This window comes from Verrucomicrobiia bacterium (assembly GCA_035574275.1).
Classification (GTDB): Bacteria; Zixibacteria; MSB-5A5; order DSPP01; family DSPP01; genus DSPP01.
In genome coordinates, this window is record DATLYY010000015.1 from 1 (window position 1) to 1,858 (window position 1,858).

The 1,858-nt window shown below is 56.0% G+C and carries 3 protein-coding genes; 1 reads left to right on the forward strand and 2 read right to left on the reverse strand.

The genetic code is table 11. From position 1 onward, the window contains the following. The coding region (locus VNL73_02720) for a hypothetical protein (protein ID HXF48325.1) at positions 1-665 on the reverse strand (665 nt) is incomplete at its 3' end. Positions 666-678: 13 nt separating this feature from the next. Further along, entirely contained in the window at positions 679-918 is a 240-nt protein-coding gene (locus tag VNL73_02725) for a hypothetical protein (GenBank protein ID HXF48326.1), read from the reverse strand. Positions 919-1,421: 503 nt separating this feature from the next. On the opposite strand from VNL73_02725, the gene VNL73_02730 reads away from it, so the two are divergent. Next, a partial coding sequence (locus tag VNL73_02730) for a type IV secretory system conjugative DNA transfer family protein (GenBank protein HXF48327.1) occupies positions 1,422-1,858 on the forward strand: 437 nt, incomplete at its 3' end.

Here is a 1,858-nt window from a genome sequence, read left to right on the forward strand (position 1 = left end):
GATGGCTCCGGTTCGGGCTTGGCGGCAGGCGGTTTCGTCTCCGAACCTACCTTCGGCTTGGCACTGGCTTTTGGGCCGTTGCTAACCTTTCCAGCCGGAGAAGCTTTGGGCTTTTCCGGTTCAGGCGAAGAAGTTGCCGCAGGCGACGCCTTTGGCTGACTTTCCGGCTTCTCCTTCGGCAGCACTTTGAGCTTGCCGTTGGTCGCCCGGACGGAGAGAACGCCGTTTGCGCCCACTTCCAGACCGAACTCCTCGGCGCAGACCAAGCCGATGTTCAAAGCGTCCCGTAGGACGCGGGCCTTGGCCCTGGTTTCGGCTACCCGGATATAATGCGGGGCGATTTGCTCGTCCACGTTCTCCGGGTTGGCGTCCCCGTGGCACCGGAAGACCCCTCGGTTGGTTTCCGCCTCGGCCTCGAAGATCGCCGTAAGGCGGTTTACGTCCGAAGGAAAGTCGACCAACTCTGTAACCAGCCGTTTCAAGCCATCCTCGTGGGCCAAGGCAAGTAGACCTTTGTAGATTACTACCTCCTCGGTCGCTACGACCTGCCCCTTGCCGTTGTGTTTTTCGAGGGATCGGATAAACCCGTGCTCCCGCAGCCATTCCAGCTTTCCATCTACTTCCTGTTTGGGCTGCTTTTTGGTGTTCTGGGCAGTTTCTCCCATAAAATCGCTCCTTTCAGTTAAGGGTTTGAGTTTGATAAAGGACTGCCCGTAGCCTAAAGGAGCTACCAACACCAACAAGGAACGGAAAACTGCCGGACGGGACGGACTTCACCGCTTTTGGAGAAAGGGCTTTTTTGACAGCATTCCCCGAATGTCTCCCCCCACTGACAAAACCATTACCGTCCTGGGTAAGACCAATTTCCGCAATCAGGGAAAGATTTTTGGCATCCGGCCTGCCGACCGGCTGCTTCACATGTACGTCATTGGCAAGACCGGCACCGGGAAATCGAGCCTCCTGGGCCGGATGACGCAGAGCGATTTAGAGAAAGGCCAAGGAGTAGCCCTCCTTGACCCCCACGGGGATCTGGTTGAGGAAGTGCTGGCCCGCTTTCCCGAAGAAAGAAAAGCTGACCTAATCTACTTCAACGTGCCGGATGAAAGCCGACTCCTCGGCTTCAACCCGTTGGAATCCGTGCCCAAAAGGAAAAGACCGCTTGCCGCCTCCGGCGTATTAGAAGCGTTCAAGAAGTTTTGGAACGATTTCTGGGGGCCACGCTTGGAACACATTATGCGGAACGCCCTTTTGGTTTTGCTCGACCAGCCCCAAGCCACCCTTGCTGACATCGCCCGGCTATTAGATGACAGGGAGTTCCGGCGAAACTGCGCCCTGCGGGCGAACAATCCGCACGTGCGCAACTTCTGGCTGCGGGAGTATGAAAGCTACCCGGTACGCTTACGGCAGAGGCCATTGCCCCGTTGCAAAACAAGGTCGGGGCTTTCTTGGCCAACCCGTTTCTCTATCCGATTCTCACCCAACCAACCAGCGCGTTCAACCTGCGCAAGATTATGGACGAAGGAAAGGTGCTGTTGGTCAATTTGTCGAAGGGGAAAATCGGCGAAGACACCGCCGCCCTCTTGGGAGGACTCTTGATTGCCCGGATTGCTCTGGCGGCTTTGAGCCGGTCTGAGATTCCCGAAAAAGACCGGCGGGATTTCTACCTCTATCTGGATGAGTTTCAGAGCTTTCCGACCTCGATTATAGCCAACATGCTCTCGGAACTGCGTAAATTCCATTGTGGGATAGTGCTCTCGAACCAATTCTTGTTTCAGTTAGATCCGGCCGTAAAGAGTGCCATTCTGGGGAACGTGGGGACGCTGATTTCCTTCCGGGTAGGGTTAGAAGATGCTCTGAC